We start from the raw sequence: 20,955 nt of genomic DNA on the forward strand, positions 1-20,955 counted from the left end.
TATCCCAAGCGGCCGGACATCCCCAGCTTGGCGTCCTCTTTTCACACAGCCTCCACCCCAAGCTGAAGTTGCCGGAAGGCTGACGAACGTCCGCTTCGGAGAAGCGATGACGGCGGCCTAAGCGTCTGGGTTGGGTCGAAAGCTGTCACCCTAAGCTCAAGCTTATCGGGCGCAGACCCACAAAATGCCGCATCACGGCCAAACGTGGAGCGCCGCCAGATTGCTTCGCTTCGCATAGCCGGGATGGCCCCGAATCGATCAACCCAGCGCCGCGCGCAGGATCGGCCGGATGCGCGGGTCGATGCAGTGGGCGACGTTGAAGCGCATGTAGCCGTTCCAGTCGTCGGAGAGGCTGAAGGCGGTGCCCGGCGCCAGGACCATGCCCTGCGCCAGCGCCCGGCGCGCCACCTCGGCGCCGTCGCGCCCGTCCGGCAGGCGCATCCACAGGAAGAAGCCGCCCCGAGGCTGCGCCCACGGCTCCAGCCCGCAGGCGCCGAGCTCGGCCGAGGCCTGGACCATGGCGCCGGCGAGCCGCCGCTTGGTCTCGGCGAGGTGCCGGCGATAGCAGCCCTCGGTGATCAGGCTGTGCACCAGAGCCGCGGTGACGTGGCCGTTGCCGAGGCTCAGCGCCAGCTTGAGATCGACCAGCGGCTCGACCCAGTCGGCCCGCAGCGCGATCCAGCCGCAGCGCGCCGCCGCCGACAGCGTCTTCGAGAAGCTGCCGATCTGGATCACCCGCTCCAGCCCGTCGAACCCCGCGAGCCGCGGCGCCGGCTCCGGTTCGAGATCGCCAAAAATCTCGTCCTCGACGATCAAGGTGTCGTGCGCCTCGCACAGCTTCAGCAGCCGGTGCGCGATGGCCGGGGCGAGGCTCGCACCGGTCGGGTTCTGGAGCGCCGCGTTGGTGAGATAGAAGCGCGGACGATGCCGCTCGAGCAGCGCTCCGAGGGTGCGCAGGTCCGGCCCCTCCGGGGTCAGCGGCACGCCGACCACCGCGACCCGGTGCGCCCGCAACAGCGCCAGGAAGTTGAAGTAGCAGGGATCGTCCACCAGCACGGTGTCGCCCGGCTGGAGCAGGAAGCGGCAGACGAGATCGAGCGCCTGCGTGGCCGATTCGACCAGCACGATCTGGTCCGGCTCGGCGCCGACGCCCTTCTCGGCGATCTTGCGGGCGATCTGGATCCGCAGGGGCTCGTAGCCGAGCGGGCGGTCGTAATTGGTCATCTCGGCCAGATCGGCCCGGGCCACCCGGCGCAGGCCGCGCCGGATCGCCTCGTGCGGCATCCACGAATCCGGCAGCCAGCCGGCCCCGGGCTTGAGCTGGTCCGCGCCGGCCTGCTGGGCCTGACGGGTGATCCAGAGCGGGTCCACGATCCGGTCGAGCCGGGGGCCCATCGCCTGGAGCGAGAGCGGCCGGGTCTTGCCGGCGACGTAGAAGCCCGAGCCCGGCCGCGCCACCAGGGTGCCCTCGGCGGCCAGCCGGTCATAGGCCTCCACCACGGTCGATTTCGACACGCCCATGGATTCCGCGAACGCCCGCACCGACGGGATCCGGACCCCGGGCACGAGATGGCGCGCCGCGATGCGTTCCCGGATCTCGCCGGCCACGGTCTCCACGCGCGTTCCGGCCGGCTTGCTCGCGATCTGCATCCGTACTGCCTTTCCGACCGGACAATTCTTCGAAACCGTACCGAACTGTTCCTGTCGCCGCCAGTCCCGTGTGGTCAAGATCGCCGGGTTCCGGACAGACGGAGGATCGAATCATGGACCAGTGCCTCACCCGGACCGCCCACGCCCCGGGCAATCCCTCCTGGCTCGCCCGGGCCGCCCGGGCGATCGCCGAGGCCGCCGCCGAGGTGCGGGCGGGCCAGTCCCGCGCGGCGATGAACCGGCGCGTCCTGCACCGGCTCTCGACCCTGTCCGAGCGGGAGCTGAAGGATATCGGCCTGACACCGCAGGACGTCGCCGACGCAGCCGTCCCGGGCCCCCGCGATGCCACCGACCTGCTGATCGGCCGGCGCGACGACCGCCGCCGGGCGCGTGGGGCGGGCCGGCGTTGATGCTGCGACGGTCCGCACGAAATGGGCCTCCACTCGACCACCGCACTCAGGAGGGACCATAAGGTGAGCAGAGTTGCAGTGATTGCACCCGGCGCAACGGCCGTCGGCCCCTACGCGCACGCCGTTCGCGCCTGCGACACCGTCTATTTGTCGGGCCAGACTCCGATCGACGGTGCGACCGGCCGTTTGGTCGAAGGCGGGTTCAAAGAGCAGGTGCACCAGTGTTTTCGAAACCTCGAGGCTGTGCTGACAGCAGCGGGACTTGGCTTCGGGGACGTGGTGAAGTGCAACGTATTTCTGACTGACATGGGCGACTTCGCCGCGATGAACCACGTCTACGCCCAGTACTTCGCGGCCCCCTACCCGGCGCGCACGACGATCGGCGTTGCGGCGCTCCCGCTGGGGGCACACGTGGAGATCGAGATGGTTGCGGCTGTCCCACGATCCTGAGGGCGTACGCATGCCGAGCGGAACACGGGGCCGGCGGTTGGTCGGGTCGGTGCGCGCAAAGTTCAATGAGGGGTGGCTGGGGACACTCGAATGACGCCGCGCGACACGCTGTCGGCCATCCTGGTTGTCACGATCCTTGGTGCCAACTTCGTTGCCATCAAGATCGGCCTCGAGACGACGCCTCCGCTCCTGCTCTGCACCCTGCGCTTCGCCCTGGCGGCCATTCCGGCGGTGCTGGTGATTCGGCCGCCCCGGGCTCCGCCCGCCCTGGTGGTCGTCTTCGGCCTGGCTCTGGGAATCGGTCAGTTCGGGTTGCTGTTCACGGCGATCCGGCTGGGTATGCCGGCCGGTCTTTCGTCGCTGCTGATCCAGGTCCAGGTGCCATTCACGGTCGCGCTGGCCTGGCTGGTCCTCAGGGAACGCCCGCGCCGGCTACAAGTGCTGGGAGGCGTGGTCGCACTTCTGGGGACGGCGATGATCGCCCTTGGTCGAGCCGGCGGCGCGCCCGTGGGGCCACTCCTGTTGGTCGTCGCGGCCGCGTTGGCCTGGGCCTGCGCCAACGTGACCGCGAAGCGGATCGGGCAGGTCGACATGCTTGCCCTGATGGTGTGGGGCAGCCTCGCCACCACGGTGCCGCTGCTGGGCCTGTCGCTGATCGTCGAGGGGCCGGCTGCCCTCACGACCCTGACACATCCGGACTGGACGGCGGTAGCGTCGATCGGCTTCCAGGCCTATCCAACGACGCTGCTGGCCTTCGGCCTGTGGAATCGGCTCCTGACCCGCTATCCCGCGGCCGTGGTGACGCCGTTCGCGCTGCTGGTGCCGGTGGCCGGAATCCTGAGCACGCACCTGACGCTCGGCGAGCCTCTGAACTCCGACATCCTGGCGGGCGCAAGCCTCATCCTGGCCGGAATCGCCCTGAGCATCCGCGGTGGTCGCAGGTGCGCAATGGATCCGATACTCGCGAAGGCCGATGCCCCGTCGCGGGCCGTCAGCTGAGCTGCCCGGACGCGCATCGTGAGAGGCGGCTCGACGGCCACGTTGCCATCGGCATCTCACGTTTGACGGCGCCGATTCGCCGGTCGATCCCGATCCCGACCGCAGCGCAAACGTGAGAACGCCCCCGAAACGATCGGAGGCGCGGTTGGGATCTGAGGATGGGGGATCGTGGAAGTGGCGCGGGCGACGGGACTCGAACCCGCGACCTCCGGCGTGACAGGCCGGCACTCTAACCAACTGAGCTACGCCCGCACGGCGTGGTCGCTTCGAAGGGGGCGTTTCGCCCGGCGACGGGGCGGGGTGTATGGGCCAGGCCGGGGACTGTCAAGCGTGTCCGTGACGGTTTTGTTCGGCGGTGGGCCGGACGGGCTGCGCGCTTGCGTCGTGTTGCAGGCGAGCCGCCCGCGCCCAATCTCTGCACAAGGCAGGACGTGCACTTTGTGCGACGCGACAAGCCATTGTCACGGGTCGGCGGCTCGACTAAGCCTCCGGCCGCGCGCATCCTGGCATAAGAACAATTCCACGGGCGAATCCGGTTCGGCGGCGCACCGCGGTTTCCCACGTCGATACGAGACGCTCTCGCGAGGCCCTGGCATGACCGGATTGTTGGCGGACTATCTTCCGCTCATCGTGTTCATCGGCGTTGCTCTGTTCATCGCCACCGCGCTGCTGGTCGTGCCGTTCCTGGTCGCCTTCAAGAGCCCGGATCCGGAGAAGCTCTCGGCCTACGAGTGCGGCTTCAATGCCTTCGACGATGCCCGCATGAAGTTCGACGTGCGGTTCTACCTCGTGGCGATCCTGTTCATCATCTTCGATCTCGAGGTCGCGTTCCTGTTCCCGTGGGCGATCACCTTCGGAGACCTTGGCTGGTTCGGCTTCTGGTCGATGATCGTCTTCCTGGGCGTGCTGACGGTCGGTTTCGTCTACGAGTGGCGCAAGGGCGCCCTCGAGTGGGATTGATTCGCAACAGCAGCCTGCCCGCACCGCATTCCGAGTCGCCGATGGCCCTGATCACCGACACGACCCACAGCCTGTCCCGCGCCCCCGCGGTCGCGCCCCAGCCGAAGGGGATCATCGATCCCAACACCGGCCGGCCGATCGGCGCCGACGATCCGACCTTCCTGTCGATCAGCGACGAGCTGGCCGACCGGGGCTTCCTGCTCACCACCACGGACGAGCTGATCAACTGGGCCCGCACCGGCTCGCTGATGTGGATGACCTTCGGGCTCGCCTGCTGCGCGGTCGAGATGATGCAGATGTCGATGCCGCGCTACGATTGCGAGCGCTTCGGCTTCGCGCCGCGCGGCTCGCCGCGCCAATCCGACGTGATGATCGTCGCCGGCACCTTGACCAACAAGATGGCTCCGGCCCTGCGCAAGGTCTACGACCAGATGCCGGAGCCGCGCTACGTGATTTCGATGGGCTCCTGCGCCAACGGCGGCGGCTACTACCACTATTCCTATTCGGTGGTGCGCGGCTGCGACCGGGTGGTCCCGGTGGACATCTACGTGCCCGGCTGCCCGCCCACCGCAGAGGCGCTGCTCTACGGCGTTCTGCTTCTCCAGAAGAAGATCCGCCGCACCGGCACGATCGAGCGCTGAGGAGCGGCCATGACCAACGGCATCTCGATCCTGTCGCACACGCAGCCGGAGAGCGGCGCAGCCGCCCTCACGGCGCTGGCGGAGCGCGTCACCGGCGCGCTCGGCCCGGCGGTGGTGTCCCACGCCATCGCGTTCGGCGAGCTGACCCTGGTGGTCCAGGCCTCCGACATCGTCTACGCGCTGACCTACCTGCGCGACGACCCGGCCTGCGCGTTCCGGAGCTTCATCGACATCTGCGGCGCGGACTACCCGCAGCGCGAGAAGCGCTTCGACGTGGTCTACCACCTGCTCTCGCTGCGCCACAACGCGCGCATCCGGGTGAAGGTGCAGACCGACGAGGTGACCCCGGTCCCCTCGGCTATCGAGGTGTTCCCGGCCGCCAACTGGTACGAGCGCGAGACCTACGACCTCTACGGCATCCTGTTCTCGGGGCATCCGGACCTGCGCCGGCTGCTCACCGATTACGGGTTCGAGGGGCACCCCCTGCGCAAGGACTTCCCGCTCACCGGCTTCGTCGAGGTCCGGTACGACCAGGACGAGGCCCGGGTCGTCTACGAGCCCGTCCAGCTCACCCAAGAATTCCGCAACTTCGACTTCCTGTCTCCGTGGGAGGGCACCGACTACGTGCTGCCCGGAGACGAGAAGAAGACGTCGGCCTGAACAGCGGAGACTGTCCATGACAGAACACAACATCCGCAACTTCGCGATCAATTTCGGCCCGCAGCACCCGGCGGCGCACGGCGTGCTGCGCCTCGTGCTGGAACTGGACGGCGAGGTGGTCGAGCGGGTTGATCCGCATATCGGGCTGCTGCACCGCGGCACCGAGAAGCTGATCGAGCACAAGACCTATCTGCAGGCGACGCCCTATTTCGACCGGCTCGACTACGTGTCGCCGATGAACCAGGAGCACGCCTTCTGCCTGGCGATCGAGAAGCTCGCGGGCATCGAGGTGCCCCGGCGCGCGCAGCTGATCCGCGTGCTGTTCTGCGAGATCGGCCGCCTGCTGTCGCACCTGCTCAACGTCACCACGCAGGCGATGGATGTCGGCGCCCTCACGCCACCGCTCTGGGGCTTCGAGGAGCGCGAGAAGCTGATGATCTTCTACGAGCGCGCTTCGGGCGCTCGGCTCCACGCCAACTACTTCCGGCCGGGCGGCGTCCACCAGGACCTCCCGCCCAAGCTGATCGACGACATCGAGGCGTTCTGCGACCCGTTCCTGCAGGTCGTGCAGGATCTCGACGACCTCGTCATGGCCAACCGCATCTTCAAGCAGCGCAACGTCGATATCGGCATCGTGTCGGTGGACGAGTGCATGGAGTGGGGTTTCTCCGGCGTCATGCTGCGCGGCTCGGGCATCCCGTGGGACCTGCGCAAGGCGCAGCCCTACGAGTGCTACGAGGAGATGGAGTTCGACGTGCCGGTGGGCCGGAACGGCGACACCTACGACCGGCAGGTGATCCGCATGGAGGAGATGCGGGAATCGGCCAAGATCATGAAGCAGTGCTGCGGCAAGCTGCGCGAGCCGGCCGGGCAGGGCCCGATCGCCGCCATCGACGGCAAGTTCGCGCCGCCGCCGCGCCGGGAGATGAAGCGCTCGATGGAAGCGCTGATCCACCACTTCAAGCTCTACACCGAGGGTTTCCACGTGCCGGAGGGCGAAGTCTACGCCTCCGTGGAAGCGCCCAAGGGCGAGTTCGGCGTCTATCTCGTGTCCGACGGGACCAACAAGCCGTACCGCTGCAAGATCCGCGCGCCGGGCTTCGCGCATCTTCAGGCGATGGATTGGATGTGCCGGGGGCACCTTCTGGCCGACGTGTCGTGCGTGCTGGGCACCCTCGACATCGTGTTCGGCGAAGTGGATCGGTAAGGCTTTAGCAGGATGGCAAACCGCAGACTCGCGCCGGCCTCTGAGCAGCCTGAGAGCTTCGCGTTCTCCCCCGAGAATGCCGCCTGGGCGAAGACCCAGATCGCCAAGTACCCGGAGGGCCGCCAGGCCTCCGCGGTGATCTCGCTGCTCTGGAAGGCGCAGGAGCAGAACGGCGGCTGGCTGCCGCGGGCGGCCATCGAGGCGGTGGCGGCCGAGCTCGGCATGCCCAACATTCGCGTGCTGGAGGTGGCGACCTTCTACACGATGTTCGCCCTGGAGCCGGTGGGCCGCTTCTGGATCCAGGTCTGCGGCACGGTGCCGTGCGATTCCTGCGGCGCCCGGGGCCTGAAGGAAATGCTCGAGGCGCGCCTCGGCCCCTCCGGCCACGTCTCGGCCGACGGCAATTTCTCCTGGCTCGAAGTCGAGTGCCTGGGCGCCTGCTGCAACGCCCCGATGGTCCAGATCAACCAGGATTATTACGAGGACCTGACGCCCGAATCGCTCGGCACCCTGATGGACGACCTCGCCGCCGGCCGGCCGGTCAAGGTCGGCTCGCAGGTCGAGCGTCAGGCGTCCGAGCCGCTCGGCGGCCCCGACACGCTCACCGATCCGGCCCTGTTCGACGGCTCGCGGGTCGGCGCCTGGCGCAAGCGCTTCGAGGACACCGCGAAGTCCGGCGTCGAGGAGGCCGCGAAGGCCGAAGAGGCCAAATCGAGCGAGCAGCGGGCGGCGTCGCAGCCCAAGCCCGCCCGGCCCGACGCCGGACGCGCAGCCGAGCGCCCCGTCACCGACGCGCCGGCCCAGCGCGCGGCCAACGGCGAGACGCCGGTCAAGGAATCCGACCGGGCCGACGCGGCCGAGACCGGCCGCTCGACGGCCAAGGGGGGCGCCCCCCGAGAGGGCGACGCGGATGTGCCCGAGGCGCCGGCCAAGGCGGTCTCCGAAGACGAGCGGGCCGGGGGCGACCAGGGGAGCCAGGCTGTGCCGGATCGCGGCACGGTCCCGCCGCAGCCGGAGGCGTCCGGCGCCAGCGAGGGCGAAGTCGCGGCGGAAGCCGAGGACGCGCGCGTCTCGGATGCCCTGGCGGCCCTGCCGACGGACGCCACCCCTGAGCAGAAGGCGAACGCGGTCGGCACCCGTCCGCCCGGCCTCGATGCCGCCCGCGCCGGCCAGCCGGACGACCTCACCCGGATCAAGGGCATCGGCCCGGGCAACAGCCAGCGCCTGAACGGGCTCGGCATCTACCATTTCGACCAGATCGCCGCCTGGACCCGCGACGAGATCACCTGGGTTGGCACCTACCTCGCGTTCCCAGGTCGCATCGACCGGGAGAACTGGGTCGGGCAGGCTCAGACTCTGTCGGCCACCGGGAACTGACCGCGATGGCCGAAGTCACGAACGAACTGATCTACGAGGTGCTGAAGGCGATGCAGGCGCGCCTTGGCAATATCGAGGAGGGTGTGTGCGAGGTGCGTGGCGAGATCCGGGCGCTTCGGACCCCCGTCCACGGTGTCCAGAGCGATCTGCACAACCTCTACGAAGCGTACAGCGCACTCGATATGCGCGTCGGCCGCATCGAGCGCCGCCTCGACATCGTCGACGCTCCGGTCAGCTGAGGAACAAAGAACATGCTGTCGGATCAGGATCGCATCTTCACCAACCTCTACGGCCTGCATTCGCCGGGCCTGGAGGCTGCCAAGCAGCGCGGCGCGTGGGACGGGACCAAGTTCCTCCTGGAGCAGGGCCGCGACTGGATCATCGAGGAGATGAAGGCGTCGGGCCTGCGCGGTCGCGGCGGCGCGGGCTTCCCCACCGGCCTCAAGTGGTCGTTCATGCCCAAGAAGTCCGACGGGCGCCCGCACTACCTCGTGGTCAACGCCGACGAGTCGGAGCCCGGCACCTGCAAGGACCGGGAGATCATGCGGCACGATCCGCACCTCCTGATCGAGGGCTGCATGCTGGCCTGCTTCGCCATGGGCGCGCATGCCTGCTACATCTACATCCGCGGCGAGTACGTGGCCGAGAAGCACGCGCTCCAGAAGGCCGTGGACGAGGCCTACGAGGCCCGTCTCGTCGGCCAGTCCAACGTGCACGACTTCCCCTTCGACATCTACGTCCACCACGGCGCCGGCGCGTATATCTGCGGCGAGGAGACGGCGCTGATCGAGAGCCTCGAGGGCAAGAAGGGGATGCCGCGGCTCAAGCCGCCGTTCCCGGCCAATATGGGCCTCTACGGCTGCCCCACGACGGTCAACAACGTCGAGTCGATCGCGGTCGCCGGCACGATCCTGCGCCGGGGCGGCGCGTGGTTCGCCGGCCTCGGCGGCAAGAACAACACCGGCACCAAGCTGTTCTGCGTCTCGGGGCACGTCAACAAGCCGTGCAACGTCGAGGCGGAGCTGGGCATCACCTTCCGCGAGCTGGTGGACCGGCATTGCGGCGGCATGCGTGGCGGCTGGGACAACCTGCTGTGCTCGATCCCGGGCGGCTCCTCGGTGCCGCTGGTGCCGGCCGACCAGATCATCGACGCCAAGATGGACTTCGACACCCTGCGCAACCTCGGCTCCGGCCTGGGGACCGCGGCGGTGATCGTGCTCGACCGGTCCACCGACATCGTCGCGGCGATCACCCGCATCTCGTACTTCTACAAGCATGAGTCGTGCGGCCAGTGCACGCCCTGCCGCGAGGGCACCGGCTGGATGTGGCGCGTGATGCAGCGCATGACCGAGGGCCGCGCGCAGAAGCGCGAGATCGACATGCTGTTCGAGGTCACCAAGCAGATCGAGGGTCACACGATCTGCGCGCTCGGCGACGCGGCGGCCTGGCCGATCCAGGGCCTGATCAAGCACTTCCGGCCCGAGATCGAGAAGCGGATCGACCGCTATACGGCCAACCCGCATTCCGATCCCATCCCGATGGCGGCCGAGTAGGCCGATGACGGGTCAGCCGGACAGCCCGATTCTCGTCGATCCGCGGCGCATCGACCACGCGGTCGATCGCCGGGGCGACGATGTCCGCGCGTGGAAGGGCCGCCTGGCCGCGGTCGAGGACAACCTTGCCGGCGTTCACCGGCGGATCGACAGGATCGAGCGTCGCCTCGATCTCGCCGACGCCCCGCACTGAGATTGCACCGATGACAAAGATCCTCGTCGACGGCACCGAGGTCGAGGTACCGGCCGAATACACCCTGCTCCAGGCCTGCGAGGCCGCCGGGGCCGAGATCCCGCGCTTCTGCTTCCACGAGCGCCTGTCGATCGCCGGCAATTGCCGGATGTGCCTGGTCGAGCTGAAGGGCGCGCCCAAGCCGGTGGCGAGCTGCGCCTACGCGGTGAAGGATTGCCGCCCCGGCCCGAACGGCGAGCCGCCCGAGGTCCTCACCCGCTCCGGCCTGACCAAGAAGGCCCGGGAAGGGGTGATGGAGTTCCTCCTGATCAACCACCCGCTCGATTGCCCGATCTGCGACCAGGGCGGCCATTGCGACCTGCAGGACCAGGCGATGGCCTACGGGGTCGATTCGACCCGCTATCAGGAGAACAAGCGCGCGGTCGAGGAGAAGCATATCGGCCCGCTGGTGCGGACCGCGATGAACCGCTGCATCCACTGCACCCGCTGCGTGCGCTTCCTGGCGGAGGTGGCGGGCGTGCCCGACCTCGGCGCCATCGGCCGCGGCGAGGACATGGAGATCACCAGCTACCTCGAGCAATCCATGGCGTCGGAGCTCCAGGGCAACGTCGCCGACCTATGCCCGGTGGGCGCCCTGGTCCACCGCCCGCAGAGCTACAACGTCCGGCCCTGGGAGCTGAACAAGACCGAATCGGTCGACGTGATGGATGCGGTCGGCTCGTCGATCCGCGTCGACACCCGCGGCCGCGAGGTGATGCAGATCGAGCCGCGGGTCAGCGAAGAGATCAACGAGGAGTGGATCTCGGACAAGACCCGCTACCACGTCGACGGCTTGCGGATGCAGCGCCTCGACCGTCCGTACCTGCGCGAGAACGGCCGGCTGCGGCCCGCCTCCTGGGGCGAGGCGTTCCAGGCCATCGCCGCCAAGGTGAAGGCGACCGATCCCAAGCGCATCGGCGCGGTGGTCGGCGACCTCGCGGGCGTCGAGGAGATATTCGCCCTGGGCGAGCTGATGCGCGCGCTCGGCACGCCCAACCTCGATTGCCGGCAGACCGAGACCGGGCTCGATCCGGCGCTCGGCCGCGCCTCCTACCTGTTCAACCCGACGATCCCCGGCATCGAGGCCGCGGACGCGATCCTGATCGTCGGCGCCAACCCGCGCACCGAGGCCTCGCTCCTCAACGTCCGGATCCGCAAGCGCTGGCGCATGGCGCCGCTCGCGGTCGCGGTGATCGGCGAGCCGGTCGATCTGACCTATCCCAGCCACTACATCGGCGCCGGCCCCGAGTCGCTCGCGGGCCTCGCCCGCGGCGAGCACAGTTTTCTTGCCACTCTCAAGGAAGCGAAAGCGCCGCTGGTCATCGTCGGCGCCAACGTCCAGCCGGGCATCCTGGCGGCGGCGGCAGCCCTCGCCAAGGAGATTGGCGCGATCGGCCCGGAGTGGAACGGCTTCGCCGTCCTACACACGGCCGCCGCCCGGGTCGGCGCCCTCGATCTCGGCTTCGTGCCGGGGGAGGGCGGCCTCGACTTCCCGGCCATGCTGGCTTCCGGCGGCGTCGACGTGCTGTTCAACCTCGGTGCCGACGAGCGCGACGTCGCCCCGGGCGCCTTCGTGGTCTACCAGGGCACCCACGGCGACCGCGGCGCATCACGGGCGGACGTGATCCTGCCGGGGGCGGCCTACACCGAGAAGTCGGCGACCTGGGTCAACACGGAAGGGCGGGTCCAGATGGGCAACCGCGCCGGCTTCCCGCCGGGGGATGCCCGCGAGGATTGGGCGATCCTGCGCGCCCTGTCGGACGTGCTGGGCCAGCGCCTGCCGTTCGATTCGCTCACCGCGCTCCGCCGGGCGCTCTACGCCGCCCACCCGCATTTCGCGGCGGTCGGGACCGTGGAGGCCGGCGATGTCGCGGCGGCCGTGGATCGGCTGGCGGGCCTCGGCGGCGCCGCGGGCGGCCCCGCCTTCGCTTCGCCGGTGACCGACTTCTACCTCACCAATCCGATCGCCCGCGCCTCGCGGGTGCTTGCCGAGTGCTCGCGCCTGGCCCGCGAGCGTGCCGCCGAAGCGCGGCCGCTTGCGGCGGCGGAGTAGGGATCTCACGATGACCTCGCTCGAAATCCTCGGGACCGTGCTCCTGATCGTGCTGAAGAGCTTCGTGCTGCTCTCGGCGCTGCTCGTCTTCATCGCCTACGCGCTGCTCGCCGACCGCAAGATCTGGGCGGCGGTGCAGCTCCGGCGCGGGCCCAACGTGGTCGGCCCGTTCGGGCTGCTGCAATCCTTCGCCGACCTGCTCAAGTTCGTGCTGAAGGAGCCGGTGATCCCGGCGGGGGCCAACAAGGCGATCTACCTGCTGGCGCCGCTGGTCTTCGCGATGCTGGCCCTGTCGAGCTGGGCGGTGATCCCGCTGGCCGACGGCTGGGCGATCGCCGACATCAACGTCGGCATCACCTACATCTTCGCGATCTCGTCGCTCGGCGTCTACGGCGTCATCATGGGCGGCTGGGCCTCGAACTCGAAATACGCGTTCCTGGGCGCGCTCCGGTCGGCGGCGCAGATGATCTCCTACGAGGTCTCGCTGGGCTTCGTGATCATCTGCGTGCTGCTCTGCGCCGGCTCCCTGAACCTCTCGCGCATCGTGATGGCGCAGGACACCAGCCTCGGCCTGTTCGGCTGGTACTGGCTGTGGCTGTTCCCGATGTTCGTGGTGTTCTTCATCTCGGCGCTCGCCGAGACCAACCGCCCCCCCTTCGACCTGCCGGAGGCCGAGTCGGAGCTGGTGGCCGGCTACATGGTGGAATATTCCTCGACGCCCTATCTGCTGTTCATGCTCGGCGAGTACGTCGCCATCATGAGCATGTGCGCGCTCGGCACCGTGCTGTTCCTGGGCGGCTGGCTGTCGCCGATCCCGTTCGCGCCGTTCACCTGGGTGCCGGGCGTGATCTGGTTCATCCTGAAGGCCAGCTTCCTGTTCTTCCTGTTCGCGATGGTGAAGTCCATCGTGCCGCGCTACCGCTACGATCAGCTCATGCGCCTCGGCTGGAAGGTTTTTCTGCCGATCTCGCTGGTCTCGGTCGTCGTCGTCGCCTTCGTGCTCAAGCTGACCGGCCTCGCGCCGGGCGCCTGAGCCCACCCGCCGAATCGGAGATCCGGGCCATGAAGCTCGATCAGGTCGCAAAGAGCCTGCTGCTGAAGGAATTCGTGTCGGGGATGATCCTCGGCATGCGCTACTTCTTCAAGCCGAAGGCGACGATCAACTATCCCTTCGAGATGGGCCATCGCGGCCCGCGGTTCCGGGGGGAGCATGCGCTGCGCCGCTATCCCAACGGCGAGGAGCGCTGCATCGCCTGCAAGCTCTGCGAGGCGATCTGCCCGGCCCAGGCCATCACCATCGAGGCCGGGCCGCGCCGCAACGACGGCACCCGCCGCACCACCCGCTACGACATCGACATGGTGAAGTGCATCTATTGCGGCATGTGCCAGGAGGCCTGCCCGGTGGACGCCATCGTGGAGGGGCCGAACTTCGAGTTCTCGGTCGAGACCCGCGAGGAACTGCTCTACGACAAGCAGAAGCTCCTGCTGAACGGCGATCGCTGGGAGCGCGAGATCGCGCGCAACATCGCGATGGATGCGCCGTACCGCTAGGGCATCATCCCGAAAGGCGGTCGCCGCCTTCTGGGAAAAAGATGATGCGCTAGAGCCATGTCGGGGGTGCTGTTGTGCCACCGACGACCGGGTTCTATAGACGGGCCGCCCGCTGCGGCCCGTTTCCACGCAAGGCAGAAGGGGCCGCTCCGGCGGCCGATCCCGACGAGCGCATGACTGCAGCAGCCGCCTTCTTCTACCTGTTCGCGAGCGTCACGGTCGCGTCGGGCTTCATGGTGATCGCCTCGCGCAATCCCGTCGCCTCGGTGCTGTTCCTGATTCTCGCCTTCGTGAACGCCGCCGGGCTGTTCGTCCTGATGGGCGCCGAGTTCCTGGCGATGATCCTGGTCGTCGTCTACGTCGGCGCGGTCGCGGTGCTGTTCCTGTTCGTCGTGATGATGCTCGACGTGGACTTCGCCGCGCTGCGGCAGGGCTTCCAGCAATACCTGCCGGTCGGCGGCCTGATCGGGGCGATCTTCCTGGTGGAGCTGCTCCTGGTGGTGGGCTCCTGGACCATCGACCCGAACCTGGTCCAGGCGCCGCTCAGCAACGTCGCGGCGTCCGAGAACCTCACCAACGCCCAGGCGCTGGGCCGGGTGCTCTACACGGACTACGTCTACTTCTTCCAGCTTGCGGGCCTGATCCTGCTGGTGGCGATGATCGGCGCGATCGTGCTCACCCTGCGCGACCGCCCGGGCGTCAAGCGCCAGAACATCGCGGTCCAGAACGCCCGCACCCAGAGCATGGCGGTGGAGACCCGCAAGGTGCCCTCCCGCCAGGGCGTCGAGGTCTGATGCGCGATTTGATGCAAGGCGGGGGATTCGAACGATGATCGGCCTGAGCCACTACCTCACCGTCGCGGCGATCCTGTTCACGCTCGGCGTGCTCGGGATCTTCATCAACCGCAAGAACATCATCGTCATCCTGATGTCGATCGAGCTGATCCTGCTCGCGGTGAACATCAACCTGGTCGCCTTCTCGACGCAGCTGAACGACATCACCGGACAGGTCTTCGCCCTGTTCGTGCTGACCGTCGCGGCCGCCGAATCGGCGATCGGCCTCGCCATCCTCGTGGTCTTCTTCCGCAACCGCGGCACCATCGCGGTCGAGGACGTGAGCATGATGAAGGGCTAGGGCGCCCTTCTCCACGCGACCCGATTTCGCGGCCCCGCGTCGACGGGCCCCGAGTGACAATCCGGACGCCGCCCCGCGGCCGGCCCGGATGACGGACTGCAAGAGAGCGATGTATCACGCGATCGTCTTCTTCCCGCTGATCGGCTTCCTGATCGCCGGCCTGTTCGGCCGCATCATCGGGGCCCGGGCCTGCGAGTACATCACCACGGCGTTCCTGGCCTTCACGGCCCTGATCGCCTGGGGCGTGTTCCTCGACGGCGGCCACGCCGAACGGGTGCAGGTCGCGTCCTGGTTCTCCGCCGGCGACCTCCAGGTCGACTGGGCCTTCAAGGTCGATGCGCTGACCCGGGTGATGCTCGTCGTCGTGACCACGGTCTCGACCCTCGTCCACCTCTACTCCGTCGGCTACATGCACGAGGATCCGCACCGGCCGCGGTTCTTCGCCTACCTGTCGCTGTTCACCTTCGCCATGCTGATGCTGGTGACGGCCGACAACCTCGTGCAGATGTTCTTCGGCTGGGAGGGCGTCGGCCTCGCCTCCTACCTGCTGATCGGCTTCTGGTACGAGAAGCCGTCGGCCAACGCCGCCGCCATGAAGGCGTTCATCGTCAACCGGGTCGGCGATTTCGGCTTCTCGCTGGGCATCTTCCTGGTCTTCGTGCTGACCGGTTCGGTGGCGTTCGACGCGATCTTTTCCAAGGTCGACGCGATCAAGACCCTGAGCTTCCACTTCCTCGGCTATGACTGGAACGCCCTGACGCTGGCGTGCCTGCTGCTGTTCATGGGCGCCATGGGCAAGTCGGCGCAGTTCCTGCTGCACACCTGGCTGCCGGACGCCATGGAGGGCCCGACCCCGGTCTCCGCGCTGATCCACGCCGCCACGATGGTGACCGCCGGCGTGTTCATGGTCGCCCGGCTGTCGCCGCTGTTCGAGGAGGCGCCGAACGCCCTGATCGTCGTCACGGTGATCGGCGGCATCACGGCCTTCTTCGCCGCCACGATTGGCCTGGTGCAGAACGACATCAAGCGGGTGATCGCCTATTCGACCTGCTCGCAGCTCGGCTACATGTTCGTGGCGCTCGGCGTCGGCGCCTACTCGGCCGGCGTGTTCCACCTGTTCACCCACGCCTTCTTCAAGGCGCTGCTGTTCCTCGGGGCCGGCTCGGTCATCCACGCGATGCACCACGAGCAGGACATGCGGAACATGGGCGGCCTGCGCTCCCACATCCCGTTCACCTGCGCCATGATGGCGATCGGCTCCCTCGCGCTGATCGGCTTCCCGTACACGGCGGGCTACTATTCCAAGGACGCGATCATCGAGGCCGCCTACGCATCGACCCGGCCCGGGCACACGCTCGCCTTCCTGTGCACCGTCGTGGCGGCGTTCTTCACGTCGTTCTACTCCTGGCGCCTGTTCTTCATGACCTTCGAGGGCCCGGCCCGCTGGGGCATCCATGCGGCACATGATGACCACGCCGCCCCGGCAGTCGCGCATGCGGGCACCGCCCATGCCGCGATGGCCCACGAGGCCGACGGCGCCCCGGGCCATACCGAGGGCGTGGCCCACGACGACCACGGCCACGACGTCGAGCCGGCCCACAAGAGCGACCTCGTCGCGGACGACCATCACGGGCACGGCCATCACGGCGACCACACGCCCCACGAGAGCCCGCTGGTGATGACGATCCCGCTGGCGATCCTCGCCTTCGGCGCCCTGTTCGCCGGGATCATCTTCCACGACCGCTTCATCGGGTCCGGGATGGACGCGTTCTGGGGCCATGCCCTGGCGCACGGCCCCGACAACCACATCATGCACGAGATCCACGAGGTCCCGGCGCTCGTCTCCTACGCGCCGCTGATCATGCTGATCCTCGGCTTCGTCCTGGCGTTCTGGATGTACATCCGCCGTCCGGAACTGCCGGGCGCGCTCGCGGCGCAGCAGCCGTCGCTGTACCGGTTCCTGCTCAACAAGTGGTACTTCGACGAGCTCTACGACCGGATCTTCGTGCGTCCGGCCAAGGATTTCGGCCTGTTCCTCTGGAAGCAGGGCGACGGGAGGATCATCGACGGGCTCGGTCCCAACGGCATCGCGGCGCGCGTCGTCGACGTGACCCGCGGCGTCGTGCGCCTGCAGACCGGCTACGTCTACCACTATGCCTTCGTCATGCTCATCGGCGTGGCCGGCCTGATCAGCTGGTACCTGATGGCCGGCCTGCCCAAGGGTGTTCACTGACATGCTCGGCCTCGGCATCCTCTCCGGCCTGCTGATCGTCCCGCTCTGCGGCGCGGCCTTCATCCTCACCCTGAAGGGCGACGAGGACTCGGTCGCGCGCAACACCCGCTGGGCCGCGCTCGCCACCACGATCGTCACCTTCGTGCTCTCCCTGGTGGCCTGGGGCCGCTACGACGCCACGTCGTCGAGCTTCCAGCTCGTCGAGTCGCATCCGTGGCTCGCCGAGACGATCCGGTTCAAGCTGGGCGTCGACGGCTTCTCGATGCCGCTGATCCTGCTCACCACGTTCCTGATGCCGTTCTGCATCGGCGCGTCGTGGACCTCGATCCACGTCCGGGTGAAGGAATACTTCGTCGCGTTCCTCGTCCTCGAGACGACGATGATCGGCGTGTTCGCCTCCCTCGACCTGGTGCTGTTCTACCTGTTCTTCGAGGCCGGCCTGATCCCGATGTTCCTGATCATCGGGATCTGGGGCGGCCAGCGCCGGATCTACGCCAGCTTCAAGTTCTTCCTCTACACCCTGCTCGGCTCGGTGCTGATGCTGCTCGCCGTGATGGCGATGTACTGGCAGGCCGGCACCACCGACATCCCGACCCTGCTGCAGTACCGCTTCCCGGCGAACATGCAGACCTGGCTGTGGCTGGCCTTCTTCGCCTCGTTCGCGGTGAAGATGCCGATGTGGCCGGTCCATACCTGGCTGCCCGATGCCCACGTCGAGGCGCCCACGGCCGGCTCGGTGATCCTGGCAGGCATCCTGCTGAAGATGGGCGGCTACGGCTTCATCCGGATCTCCCTGCCGATGCTGCCGGTGGCGAGCCACGACTTCGCCCCCCTGGTCTTCGCCCTCTCGGTGATCGCGATCATCTTCACGTCGCTCACCGCGCTGATGCAGACCGACATCAAGAAGCTGATCGCCTACTCGTCGGTGGCCCATATGGGCTTCGTGACGCTCGGGCTGTTCACCCTGAACGAGCAGGGCATCCAGGGCGCCCTGTTCCTGATGATCTCGCACGGCATCGTGGCGGCGGCGCTCTTCCTCTGCGTCGGCGTGGTCTACGACCGGATGCACACCCGCGAGATCGCGGCCTATGGCGGCCTGGTGAAGCGGATGCCGCTCTACGCGGTGGCCATGATGGTGTTCACCATGGCCAATGTCGGCCTGCCCGGCACCTCCGGCTTCGTCGGCGAGTTCCTGTCGATGCTGGGCGCGTTCAAGGCGAACCCGACCGTCGCGTTCTTCTCGACCTTCGGCATCATCCTGTCGGCGGCCTACGCCCTGTGGCTGTTCGCCCGGGTGATCTACGGCAAGCTCGAGAAGCCCAATCTCCAGGGCATCCTCGATCTCGACACCCGCGAGAAGATCATCCTGGCGCCGCTGGTGGTGCTGACGATCTATTACGGCGTGCACCCGGCCCCCGTGCTCGACGTCTTCGCGCCCTCCACGGAGGCGCTGATGACCGGCATGAAGGCCGCCCTCGCCAACACCCAGACCGCGGCCGCCGCGCTGCCGCTCCCACGCTGAGACGGAACAGATGCCCACCGTCCACTCCGTGCTGCCCTCGCTGGCGCCGCTCCTGCCCGAGCTGATCCTCAGCGTCGGCGTGCTGCTCATGATCCTGTACGGCGCCTGGCGCGGCGACCGGTCCGCCGAGTCTGTCAGCATCGGCGCCCTGGTGCTGCTGCTGTTCGCCCTGTTCGTGGTCCTCTCGGCGCCGACGCACGGCCGGGTCACCACCCTGTCGGGGGCGTTCGTCTCCGACGCGTTCTCCAAGGTGATGAAGTCGCTGGTGCTGCTCGGCTCCGCGTCGACGATCCTGCTGGCGCACGACTTCTTCAAGCGCGAGCGGATCGACCGGTTCGAGTTCCCGGTGCTGATCGTGCTCTGCACCATCGGCATGATGGTGATGGTCTCGGCCAACGACCTGATCGCGCTCTATCTCGGGCTGGAACTGCAGTCGCTCGCCGCCTACGTGATCGCCGCGTTCCACCGGGACGACGCCCGCTCCACCGAGGCCGGCCTCAAGTACTTCGTGCTCGGCGCGCTCTCCTCCGGGATGCTGCTCTACGGCGCCTCGCTGATCTACGGCTTCACCGGCACGGTCTCGTTCCCCGGCATCGTCTCGGCGCTGAACGAGAATGCGGGCCTGGGCATCGTGCTCGGCATCGTGTTCGTGGCCGCGGGCGTCTGCTTCAAGATGTCGGCGGTGCCGTTCCACATGTGGACGCCCGACGTGTACGAGGGCTCGCCCACCCCGGTGACCGCCTTCTTCGCCACCGCGCCCAAGATGGCGGCCGTCTCCATGACGGTGCGGGTGTTCATCGGCGCCATGCCGGACGTGACGGCGATCTGGCAGCAGATCTTCATCTTCGTCTCGGTGGTCTCGATGGCGCTGGGCTCGTTCGCGGCCATCGGCCAGCGCTCGATCAAGCGCCTGATGGCCTACTCGTCGATCGCCAACATCGGCTACGCGCTGATCGGGCTCGCCTGCGGCTCCGAGGAGGGGATCAGCGGGCTCGTCACCTACATGATCATCTACCTGGCGATGACTTTGGGGACCTTCGCGATCATCCTGTCGCTCCGGCGCCGGGACGTGATGTTCGAGTCGATCGAGGACCTGTCGGGCCTGTCGCGCACCCATCCCTGGCTGGCCTTCTGCCTCGCCGCGATGATGTTCTCGCTGGCCGGCATCCCGCCGCTGGCCGGGTTCTTCGCCAAGTTCTACGTGTTCGCGGCCGCCATCAAGGCCGGCCTCGTGACCCTGGCGGTGATCGGCGTTGTGACCAGCGTGGTCGGCGCCTACTACTACCTGCGCCTGGTCAAGATCATGTATTTCGACGAGCCGAAGGAGCCCTACGAGGCGATGGCGCCCGGCCTGCGGGTGGTGCTGGCCCTGTCGAGCGTGGTCGTGGTGCTGTTCTTCCTGCTTCCCGGACCGCTGGTCGGCGTCGCCGGCCGGGCGGCCCGGTCGCTGTTCTAGGCCCGGCGGCCTTCCGGCGCTCCCGATGAGAATGCGGCCCGATCAGAAAAGAACGCCTTGAGCTACCGTCTCGGGCCCGAGGCGCGCGCCCAGGGCCACCGCCTGCACGTTCACGACAGGTTGGATTCGACCAACACGGAGGCCATGGTCCAGGCACGGTCGGGCGAGACCGGTCCGCTCTGGGTGGTGACCCACCGGCAGGACGCGGGCCGGGGGCGACGCGGAAACGCCTGGGCGTCGCTGCCCGGCAACCTCGCGGCGAGCGTGCTCTGGCCGGTGGCCGGGGTGGCGGCCGAGCACCTGGCCGAACTCGGCTTCGTCGCCGGCCTCGCCCTGATCGAGGCGCTGGCGGCGACCTGCGGCACCCTGCCGGATACCCGGGGCGCGGCTTGCGCACGATCTCTGGCGTTGAAGTGGCCGAACGACGTGCTGCTCGGCGGCGGCAAGCTGGCGGGTCTGCTGCTGGAAGCGGAGACGCTGCCGGGGGGGCGCAGGGCCGCGGTGATCGGCTTCGGCGTCAACGTCGCGGCGGCCCCGGAGGGACTCGGCGCAACGAGCTTGGCCGCGACGGGTTACGCGGGCGGCTCCGAAGCGCTACTGGAACATCTCTCGGACCGGATGGCCGTGCGAGCACGCGCCTGGGACCGAGGCCGGAATTTCGCTCCCCTGCGCGAGGATTGGCTCGCGCGGGCCGCGGGTCTTGGGTCGGAGATCGCGGTGCGCAGCGGCGGACACATCCTGCGGGGCGTGTTCGAGACCATCGACGAGGGGGGGCGGCTCGTGATCCTCGCCCCCGACGGAAAACGGCATACCGTGACGGCGGGCGAGGTGCATTTTGGAACGGCCGCGACGGCGGCATGACGTTGG

Annotated in this window: 21 protein-coding genes and 1 tRNA gene; 20 read left to right on the top strand and 2 right to left on the bottom strand. The window is 68.2% G+C overall.

The window, feature by feature from the left end:
* Window positions 1–258 precede the first annotated feature (258 nt).
* A complete protein-coding gene (locus tag MFF40_RS19505; RefSeq protein ID WP_147897364.1) occupies window positions 259–1,650 on the bottom strand; it encodes an aminotransferase-like domain-containing protein in 1,392 nt (463 codons plus the stop codon).
* Between the two features lie 113 nt (window positions 1,651–1,763).
* Between MFF40_RS19505 and MFF40_RS19510 the strand changes: the two genes are divergently transcribed.
* The 3 genes from MFF40_RS19510 to MFF40_RS19520 all read left to right on the top strand — a co-directional run bounded on the left by MFF40_RS19510 (window position 1,764) and on the right by MFF40_RS19520 (window position 3,509).
* Window positions 1,764–2,060: a DUF1127 domain-containing protein gene (locus MFF40_RS19510; protein ID WP_238261878.1), complete on the top strand. Its 297-nt coding sequence runs from the start codon at window positions 1,764–1,766 to the stop codon at window positions 2,058–2,060.
* A 63-nt stretch (window positions 2,061–2,123) separates the two neighbouring features.
* The gene (locus MFF40_RS19515) at window positions 2,124–2,510 is read left to right on the top strand and encodes a RidA family protein (protein WP_238261880.1); all 387 of its coding nucleotides are present in this window, start codon (window positions 2,124–2,126) and stop codon (window positions 2,508–2,510) included.
* Window positions 2,511–2,600: 90 nt separating this feature from the next.
* Window positions 2,601–3,509 carry an EamA family transporter gene (locus tag MFF40_RS19520; protein ID WP_238261882.1) on the top strand — a complete coding sequence of 303 codons (909 nt, stop codon included), beginning with the start codon at window positions 2,601–2,603 and terminating at the stop codon, window positions 3,507–3,509.
* Window positions 3,510–3,684: 175 nt separating this feature from the next.
* Here the strand turns inward: MFF40_RS19520 and MFF40_RS19525 are convergent.
* A tRNA-Asp gene (locus tag MFF40_RS19525) sits at window positions 3,685–3,761 on the bottom strand.
* A gap of 342 nt (window positions 3,762–4,103) precedes the next feature.
* Between MFF40_RS19525 and MFF40_RS19530 the strand changes: the two genes are divergently transcribed.
* From MFF40_RS19530 to MFF40_RS19610, 17 genes are all read left to right on the top strand, one after another.
* Complete coding sequence (locus MFF40_RS19530) at window positions 4,104–4,469, top strand: NADH-quinone oxidoreductase subunit A (RefSeq protein WP_007560754.1); 366 nt, start codon at window positions 4,104–4,106, stop codon at window positions 4,467–4,469.
* 41 nt (window positions 4,470–4,510) lie between these two features.
* A complete protein-coding gene (locus tag MFF40_RS19535) occupies window positions 4,511–5,110 on the top strand; it encodes a NuoB/complex I 20 kDa subunit family protein (RefSeq protein WP_007560753.1) in 600 nt (199 codons plus the stop codon).
* Between the two features lie 9 nt (window positions 5,111–5,119).
* The gene (locus tag MFF40_RS19540) at window positions 5,120–5,770 is read left to right on the top strand and encodes an NADH-quinone oxidoreductase subunit C (RefSeq protein ID WP_238261884.1); all 651 of its coding nucleotides are present in this window, start codon (window positions 5,120–5,122) and stop codon (window positions 5,768–5,770) included.
* Between the two features lie 16 nt (window positions 5,771–5,786).
* Window positions 5,787–6,977, top strand: a complete 1,191-nt coding sequence (locus MFF40_RS19545) for an NADH-quinone oxidoreductase subunit D (RefSeq protein WP_238261886.1) — start codon at window positions 5,787–5,789, stop codon at window positions 6,975–6,977.
* A 12-nt stretch (window positions 6,978–6,989) separates the two neighbouring features.
* Entirely contained in the window at window positions 6,990–8,354 is a 1,365-nt protein-coding gene (gene nuoE / locus MFF40_RS19550; protein ID WP_238261888.1) for an NADH-quinone oxidoreductase subunit NuoE, read from the top strand.
* 5 nt (window positions 8,355–8,359) lie between these two features.
* Window positions 8,360–8,593, top strand: a complete 234-nt coding sequence (locus MFF40_RS19555) for a hypothetical protein (protein ID WP_147856626.1) — start codon at window positions 8,360–8,362, stop codon at window positions 8,591–8,593.
* A gap of 12 nt (window positions 8,594–8,605) precedes the next feature.
* Window positions 8,606–9,907, top strand: coding sequence for an NADH-quinone oxidoreductase subunit NuoF (gene nuoF / locus MFF40_RS19560; protein ID WP_147856627.1), 1,302 nt, complete (start codon window positions 8,606–8,608; stop codon window positions 9,905–9,907).
* 4 nt (window positions 9,908–9,911) lie between these two features.
* Entirely contained in the window at window positions 9,912–10,100 is a 189-nt protein-coding gene (locus tag MFF40_RS19565) for a hypothetical protein (protein WP_147856628.1), read from the top strand.
* Between the two features lie 10 nt (window positions 10,101–10,110).
* On the top strand, window positions 10,111–12,192 hold the full coding sequence (gene nuoG / locus MFF40_RS19570; protein WP_238261890.1) for an NADH-quinone oxidoreductase subunit NuoG: 2,082 nt from the start codon (window positions 10,111–10,113) through the stop codon (window positions 12,190–12,192).
* Window positions 12,193–12,202: 10 nt separating this feature from the next.
* Window positions 12,203–13,225 carry an NADH-quinone oxidoreductase subunit NuoH gene (gene nuoH, locus MFF40_RS19575; RefSeq protein ID WP_147853845.1) on the top strand — a complete coding sequence of 341 codons (1,023 nt, stop codon included), beginning with the start codon at window positions 12,203–12,205 and terminating at the stop codon, window positions 13,223–13,225.
* 29 nt (window positions 13,226–13,254) lie between these two features.
* Window positions 13,255–13,743 (top strand): NADH-quinone oxidoreductase subunit NuoI, encoded by a 489-nt coding sequence (nuoI, locus tag MFF40_RS19580; RefSeq protein WP_007560744.1) that lies wholly within the window; start codon window positions 13,255–13,257, stop codon window positions 13,741–13,743.
* A gap of 173 nt (window positions 13,744–13,916) precedes the next feature.
* On the top strand, window positions 13,917–14,537 hold the full coding sequence (locus MFF40_RS19585; protein ID WP_147897372.1) for an NADH-quinone oxidoreductase subunit J: 621 nt from the start codon (window positions 13,917–13,919) through the stop codon (window positions 14,535–14,537).
* A 34-nt stretch (window positions 14,538–14,571) separates the two neighbouring features.
* Window positions 14,572–14,877, top strand: coding sequence for an NADH-quinone oxidoreductase subunit NuoK (nuoK, locus tag MFF40_RS19590; RefSeq protein ID WP_147853847.1), 306 nt, complete (start codon window positions 14,572–14,574; stop codon window positions 14,875–14,877).
* Window positions 14,878–14,986: 109 nt separating this feature from the next.
* On the top strand, window positions 14,987–17,110 hold the full coding sequence (gene nuoL / locus MFF40_RS19595) for an NADH-quinone oxidoreductase subunit L (RefSeq protein WP_147897373.1): 2,124 nt from the start codon (window positions 14,987–14,989) through the stop codon (window positions 17,108–17,110).
* 1 nt (window position 17,111) lies between these two features.
* Window positions 17,112–18,632: an NADH-quinone oxidoreductase subunit M gene (locus MFF40_RS19600; protein WP_147853849.1), complete on the top strand. Its 1,521-nt coding sequence runs from the start codon at window positions 17,112–17,114 to the stop codon at window positions 18,630–18,632.
* 10 nt (window positions 18,633–18,642) lie between these two features.
* Window positions 18,643–20,088, top strand: coding sequence for an NADH-quinone oxidoreductase subunit NuoN (nuoN, locus tag MFF40_RS19605; RefSeq protein WP_147853850.1), 1,446 nt, complete (start codon window positions 18,643–18,645; stop codon window positions 20,086–20,088).
* Window positions 20,089–20,145: 57 nt separating this feature from the next.
* Window positions 20,146–20,949, top strand: coding sequence for a biotin--[acetyl-CoA-carboxylase] ligase (locus MFF40_RS19610; RefSeq protein WP_147853851.1), 804 nt, complete (start codon window positions 20,146–20,148; stop codon window positions 20,947–20,949).
* The last annotated feature ends 6 nt before the right edge of the window (window positions 20,950–20,955 follow it).

This window comes from Methylobacterium mesophilicum (assembly GCF_022179445.1).
GTDB lineage: Bacteria > Pseudomonadota > Alphaproteobacteria > Rhizobiales > Beijerinckiaceae > Methylobacterium > Methylobacterium mesophilicum.